Origin of the sequence: Streptomyces sp. NPDC002580 (genome assembly GCF_042889485.1) — a bacterium.
Classification (GTDB): domain Bacteria; phylum Actinomycetota; class Actinomycetes; order Streptomycetales; family Streptomycetaceae; genus Streptomyces.
In genome coordinates, this window is the sequence record NZ_JBIAQZ010000012.1 from 332,665 (window position 1) to 338,985 (window position 6,321).

The following is a 6,321-nucleotide window of genomic DNA, read 5'->3' on the forward strand; positions in this document are numbered from 1 at the left end:
CCCGTCTCGGTAAGGAACGAAGCAATGAGCAAGCTGCGCGTGGCGGTCCTCGGTGCCAAGGGCCGGATCGGGGCCGAGGCGGTACGAGCCGTCGAGGCCGCCGAGGACATGGAGCTGGTGGCCGCGCTGGGCCGCGGCGACAAACTGGAGACGCTGGTCGACACCGGGGCGCAGGTCGTGGTCGAGCTGACCACCCCGGCCTCGGTGATGGGCAACCTCGACTTCTGCGTCCGGCACGGCATCCACGCCGTGGTCGGTACGACCGGCTGGACCGAGGAGCGTCTCGCGCAGCTCGGCACCTCGCTGGCCGCGTCCCCGGAGACCGGCGTGCTCATCGCGCCCAACTTCTCCATCGGGGCCGTACTGACGATGAAGTTCGCCGAGGTCGCCGCCCCGTACTTCGAGTCCGTCGAGGTCATCGAGCTGCACCACCCGAACAAGGTGGACGCCCCCAGCGGCACCGCCACCCGCACCGCCCAGCTCATCGCCGAGGCCCGGGAACGTGCGGGCAGCGCCCCGCAGCCCGACGCCACGGTGACCGCCCTGGACGGAGCCCGCGGCGCCGACGTCGACGGCGTCCCGGTGCACTCGGTCCGGCTGCGCGGCCTCCTGGCCCACCAGGAGGTCCTGCTCGGCGGTGAGGGCGAGACCCTGACCGTCCGTCACGACTCCCTCCACCACAGCAGCTTCATGCCGGGCATCCTGCTCGGCGCCCGCCGCGTGGTGACCACCCCGGGCCTCACCTTCGGCCTGGAACACTTCCTCGACCTCGGCTGAGCCGGGGACGTACGACAGTTAGCCGACAGACATGCGCGCGAAGATCACCTATGCCGTCACGGCCGCCGTCCTGGTCGTCTATTTCGTCCTGGTCGGCAGCCGGGGCGTGCTGCTCATCGAGCACGGCACCCTGATCACCGTCACCTTCGGGGTCGCGGTGCTCATCCTCCCGGTCATCGGTGTCTGGTTCCTCTGGATGAACACCCGGTTCGTCCAGAAGGCCAACCGGCTCGCCGCCGTGCTCGACGCCGAGGGCGGACTGCCCGTCGACGAGCTGCGGCGCACCGAGTACGGCCGCATCGACCGTGACTCGGCCGACGAGGTCTTCGCCCGCCGCAAGGCCGAGACCGAGGACGCCCCGGACGACTGGCGCAGCTGGTTCCGCCTCGCGGTCGCCTACCACGACGCCCGCGACACCCCGCGGGCCCGCAAGGCCATGCAGCGGGCCATCGCCCTTCACGAGGGCAGGACACCCCTGGAAGCCTGATCGGTCCGTACGACGAAGGGGCCGGCCCGCACCGAGCGGACCGGCCCCTTCGTCGACGTGATCGTGCGCCCGGGCGGGCGACTCAGACCCGCCGGTACTCCTCGGCCCACACCTCGACGACGTCCGCCGCCCGGTCGAAGGCCTCCGTACGCGCCAGGAAGTCGGCGTTGTGCGTGGTCATCAGCGGCGGAACCTCCCCGGGCGCCCGGTCGCCACGGACGAGCGTCAGGGCCTGGCCCTGGACCGTGCGCGGCAGTCCCAGCCAGCGCACCGGCTGCTGCACCGTGCGCACCGCCACGACCTGATCCCAGGGGGTCGTGTGCGTGACGAAGAAGCCCACCCTGCGCAGCCCTCGGGCGCTGACCCACACACCCACGCGCAGCAGGCGCAGCGCGCACAGTATGACGACCGCGGCCCCCGTCATGCAGGCCCCGGCGGCGGGCACCCGCCCGGCGACGGCGATGATCACGGCCGCGACGAGGACGAACGAGGCGAGCAGCAGGACGAGCGCGGCCGCGCCCACCCGCCACGGACCGGGCCGGTAGGGACGCCGCCAGTGGTCGCGGTCCTCGAAGGGCAGCGCGACATCCTCCGCCACCTCGTCAAAAGCGCGGTCCGCCGTCAGGAAGGGCAGGGGCACGACTGATCCTCACTCATCCACGCATGGGCTGTGCCCGGTGAGGTTATCGAGCCGGATGACACCTCACCACCCTTGGGGGTCCGGAAGGGTCAGCGGCCGTCGGAGGCTTCGGAACGCTGCGTATCCGCAGGTGACGGATCCTGTGACGGAACGGGTGTTCCGCGGATCGGGGACCCGGCTGTCCCCTCCGTCACGCCGGGCCGACGAGCGCCGTGCGGACGGCCGGGCACCGCGAGAAGCACCCGATATCACCTGACTCACGCAAGTTCGGCGGCGAATGTCGCGGCACGGTACCGAACGCCCCGTTGTCAGTGCCGGGCCGTAGAGTGGTCGCCGCCCGAGCCAGCGATGGGAAGGACCTTCCGCACCGTGACCGACACCCCGGCCGACGACCTCAAGCCCAGTTTCCGCAGTGATGTCACCGTCGAGCTGATCAAGCACACGGCCTCCGACGCCGACGTGCTGTTCGCCGCCCGTGTCTCCACCGCCGGGGAGCAGTCGCTGGAAGAACTGCAGAAGGACCCGGAGCGCTCCAAGGGCCTGATCAACTACCTCATGCGGGACCGCCACGGCAGCCCCTTCGAGCACAACTCGATGACGTTCTTCGTCAGTGCCCCGATCTTCGTCTTCCGCGAGTTCATGAGGCACAGGGTCGGGTGGTCGTACAACGAGGAGTCGGGCCGCTACAGGGAGCTGGAGCCGGTCTTCTATGTCCCGGACGCCTCTCGGAAGCTGGTCCAGGAGGGCCGCCCCGGCAAGTACGTCTTCGTCGAGGGCACCCAGGAGCAGCGGGAGCTCACGGCGCGGGTGATGGAGGACTCCTACCGGCAGGCCTACGCCGCCTACCAGGAGATGCTCGCCGCCGGTGTCGCCCGGGAGGTGGCCCGCGCCACCCTGCCGGTCGGACTCTTCTCCTCGATGTACGCCACGTGCAACGCGCGTTCCCTGATGCATTTCCTCGGACTGCGTACCCAGCACGAGCTCGCCAAGGTCCCGTCCTTCCCGCAGCGGGAGATCGAGATGGTCGGCGAGAAGATGGAAGCGGAGTGGGCGAGGCTCATGCCGCTCACACATGCGGCCTACAACGCCAACGGACGCGTGGCGCCGTAAAGCGCCTCCGCGCACAGGTCCGGCACAGATGTACGGATCAGCTGAGCGAAGTGTCCGTATTGCGGCATTTCGCGAAGTTCATCTAGCCTGATCAAACGGACCCGGCACTGCTTGAACCCCCGAGCAGGCAGTGCCGGGTTCCACCTTTGTCATGCTTTGTCGTGTCCCCTGAGGGCAGACCCCGCGTTGAGCAGCGAGTAGCGTATTACCCATGGCTCCGACCTCCACTCCGCAGACCCCCTTCGGGCGGGTCCTCACCGCCATGGTCACGCCGTTCACGGCGGACGGCGCACTCGACCTCGACGGCGCTCAGCGGCTCGCCACCCACCTCGTGGACGCAGGCAACGACGGCCTGATCGTCAACGGCACCACCGGTGAGTCCCCGACCACCAGCGACGCGGAGAAATCGGAGCTCGTACGCGCCGTTCTCGAGGCTGTGGGCGACCGTGCCCACATCGTCGCCGGCGTCGGTACGAACGACACCCGCCACAGCATCGAGCTGGCCCGCGCCGCCGAGAAGACCGGCGCGCACGGCCTGCTGGTCGTGACCCCGTACTACAACAAGCCCCCGCAGGAGGGCCTGTTCCGGCACTTCTCGGCCATCGCCGACGCGACCGAACTGCCGGTCATGCTCTACGACATCCCCGGCCGCAGCGGCGTCCCGATCAACACCGAAACCCTGGTGCGCCTGGCCGAGCACCCGCGTATCGTCGCCAACAAGGACGCCAAGGGAGACCTGGGCCGCGCCAGCTGGGCCATCGCCCGCTCCGGCCTTGCCTGGTACTCGGGCGACGACATGCTGAACCTGCCGCTGCTCTCCGTCGGCGCGGTGGGCTTCGTCTCCGTGGTGGGCCACGTCGTCACTCCTGAACTGCGCGCGATGCTCGACGCGCATCTCTCGGGCGACGTCCAGAAGGCCACCGAGATCCACCAGAAGCTGCTCCCCGTCTTCACCGGCATGTTCCGCACCCAGGGCGTCATGACGACCAAGGCCGCGCTAGCCCTCCAGGGACTGCCCGCCGGTCCGCTGCGCGCCCCGATGGTCGAACTGTCTCCCGAGGAGACCGAACAGCTCAAGATCGATCTTGGCGCCGGCGGGGTAGAGCTTTAGCCAAAGACTTCACAACTGAATACGTAGAACCGCAGGCCATCGGCCTGCACCCCACACAGACAACTGCTACTGCACGAACGTCACGCGCGCCACGTGCCTTGCCAGGTACGTGGCGTGTGTGGTGAGGAGAGTCTTTTGAGTCATCCGCATCCTGAACTCGGCAAACCGCCCGTCCTCCCGAAGGGCGGCCTGCGGGTCACCCCGCTCGGTGGTCTCGGCGAGATCGGCCGGAACATGACGGTCTTCGAGTACGGAGGCCGCCTGCTGATCGTCGACTGCGGAGTGCTCTTCCCCGAGGAGGAGCAGCCCGGAATCGACCTGATCCTGCCGGACTTCACGTCCATCAGGGACCGCCTCGACGACATCGAGGGCATCGTGCTCACGCACGGCCACGAGGACCACATCGGCGGCGTCCCGTTCCTCCTGCGCGAGAAGCCGGACATCCCGCTGATCGGCTCCAAGCTGACCCTCGCGCTCATCGAGGCGAAGCTCCAGGAGCACCGCATCCGCCCCTACACCCTTGAGGTGACCGAGGGGCACCGCGAGCGCATCGGCCCCTTCGACTGCGAGTTCGTCGCGGTCAACCACTCCATCCCGGACGCCCTCGCGGTGGCCATCCGCACGCCCGCGGGCATGGTCGTCCACACGGGCGACTTCAAGATGGACCAGCTCCCGCTGGACGGCCGTCTCACGGACCTGCACGCGTTCGCGCGCCTCAGCGAGGAGGGCATCGACCTTCTCCTCTCGGACTCCACGAACGCCGAGGTCCCCGGCTTCGTCCCGCCCGAGCGCGACATCCAGAACGTGCTGCGCCAGGTCTTCGCGAACGCCAGCAAGCGGATCATCGTGGCGAGCTTCGCCAGCCACGTGCACCGCATCCAGCAGATCCTCGACACGGCCCACGAGTACGGCCGCCGGGTCGCCTTCGTCGGCCGCTCGATGGTCCGCAACATGGGCATCGCCCGGGACCTCGGCTACCTGAAGGTCCCGCCGGGCCTGGTGGTCGACGTCAAGACGCTCGACGATCTCCCCGATCACCAGATCGTGCTCGTCTGTACGGGCTCCCAGGGTGAGCCGATGGCCGCCCTCTCCCGGATGGCGAACCGCGACCACCAGATCCGGATCGTCCAGGGCGACACGGTGATCCTCGCGTCGTCCCTGATCCCGGGCAACGAGAACGCGGTCTACCGCGTCATCAACGGCCTGACCCGCTGGGGCGCGAACGTCGTCCACAAGGGCAACGCCAAGGTGCACGTCTCGGGCCACGCCTCGGCCGGCGAGCTGCTGTACTTCTACAACATCTGCAAGCCGCGCAACCTGATGCCGGTGCACGGCGAATGGCGTCACCTGCGCGCCAACGCCGAGCTCGGAGCCCTGACCGGCGTCCCGCACGACCGCATCGTGATCGCCGAGGACGGCGTCGTCGTCGACCTGATCGACGGCAAGGCGAAGATCTCCGGCAAGGTCCAGGCCGGTTACGTGTACGTCGACGGCCTCTCGGTCGGTGACGTCGGTGAGCCCGCGCTCAAGGACCGCAAGATCCTCGGCGACGAGGGCATCATCTCGGTCTTCGTGGTGATGGACGCCAGCACGGGCAAGCTCACCGCCGGCCCGCACGTGCAGGCACGCGGTTCCGGCATCGACGACTCCGTGTTCGTCGACGTCGTCCCGAAGATCAGGGAAGTCCTGGAACGGTCTGCCGCGGACGGTGTGGTGGAGCCTCATCAGCTGCAGCAGCTCATCCGCCGCACGCTGGGCAAGTGGGTCTCCGACACCTACCGCCGACGCCCGATGATCCTGCCGGTCGTCGTCGAGGTCTGACCCCCTGCAAGCGCCGTACCAGGAGCGGGGAGCCCCGATTTGCATCGGGGCTCCCCGCTCCAGTACGTTTACTGCTCCGCCTGAACGGGACCCCGGCAGCTTCGCGCTCCGGAGTCGGTCCCCGATGGGGCGGGAATTCCGACTCAGAACTTCTGATAAAGTCGGAGTCGCTGAAAAGGGAAAACGCGAGAGCGAAAACCTGGAAAGCACCGAGGAAATCAGGCCCGAAAGGTTCTGATAGAGTTTGGACTCGCCGGAAAGGGAAACGCGGAAGCGGGATCCTGGAAAGCGCCGAGGAAATCGGATACGGAAACGGTCTGGTAGAGTCGGAAACGCAAGACCGAAGGGAAGCGCCCGGAGGAAAGCCCGAGAGGG

At 68.4% G+C, this 6,321-nt stretch carries 6 protein-coding genes; 5 read left to right on the top strand and 1 reads right to left on the bottom strand.

Annotated elements, in window-relative coordinates; all coding sequences use genetic code 11:
• Positions 1 to 24 precede the first annotated feature (24 nt).
• Positions 25 to 777: a 4-hydroxy-tetrahydrodipicolinate reductase gene (dapB, locus tag ACFYW7_RS32930; RefSeq protein ID WP_389509111.1), complete on the top strand. Its 753-nt coding sequence runs from the start codon at positions 25 to 27 to the stop codon at positions 775 to 777.
• A 31-nt stretch (positions 778 to 808) separates the two neighbouring features.
• Positions 809 to 1,264: a hypothetical protein gene (locus ACFYW7_RS32935; protein ID WP_389509113.1), complete on the top strand. Its 456-nt coding sequence runs from the start codon at positions 809 to 811 to the stop codon at positions 1,262 to 1,264.
• 82 nt (positions 1,265 to 1,346) lie between these two features.
• Here the strand turns inward: ACFYW7_RS32935 and ACFYW7_RS32940 are convergent, their stop codons facing one another.
• Positions 1,347 to 1,904: a hypothetical protein gene (locus tag ACFYW7_RS32940; RefSeq protein ID WP_389509115.1), complete on the bottom strand. Its 558-nt coding sequence runs from the start codon at positions 1,902 to 1,904 to the stop codon at positions 1,347 to 1,349.
• A gap of 369 nt (positions 1,905 to 2,273) precedes the next feature.
• On the opposite strand from ACFYW7_RS32940, the gene thyX reads away from it, so the two are divergent.
• The 3 genes from thyX (at position 2,274) to ACFYW7_RS32955 (ending at position 5,946) form a co-directional block, all read left to right on the top strand.
• Positions 2,274 to 3,014, top strand: coding sequence for an FAD-dependent thymidylate synthase (gene thyX, locus ACFYW7_RS32945; RefSeq protein ID WP_389509117.1), 741 nt, complete (start codon positions 2,274 to 2,276; stop codon positions 3,012 to 3,014).
• A gap of 211 nt (positions 3,015 to 3,225) precedes the next feature.
• On the top strand, positions 3,226 to 4,125 hold the full coding sequence (gene dapA, locus ACFYW7_RS32950; RefSeq protein ID WP_389509119.1) for a 4-hydroxy-tetrahydrodipicolinate synthase: 900 nt from the start codon (positions 3,226 to 3,228) through the stop codon (positions 4,123 to 4,125).
• Between the two features lie 135 nt (positions 4,126 to 4,260).
• Positions 4,261 to 5,946 (top strand): ribonuclease J, encoded by a 1,686-nt coding sequence (locus ACFYW7_RS32955; RefSeq protein ID WP_389509121.1) that lies wholly within the window; start codon positions 4,261 to 4,263, stop codon positions 5,944 to 5,946.
• The last annotated feature ends 375 nt before the right edge of the window (positions 5,947 to 6,321 follow it).

Coding starts and splice junctions, on each gene's coding strand:
- dapA (WP_389509119.1), top strand. CDS start 3,226: ATGGCTCCGACCTCCACTCCGCAGACCCCCTTCGGGCGGGTCCTCACC.
- dapB (WP_389509111.1), top strand. CDS start 25: ATGAGCAAGCTGCGCGTGGCGGTCCTCGGTGCCAAGGGCCGGATCGGG.
- ACFYW7_RS32935 (WP_389509113.1), top strand. CDS start 809: ATGCGCGCGAAGATCACCTATGCCGTCACGGCCGCCGTCCTGGTCGTC.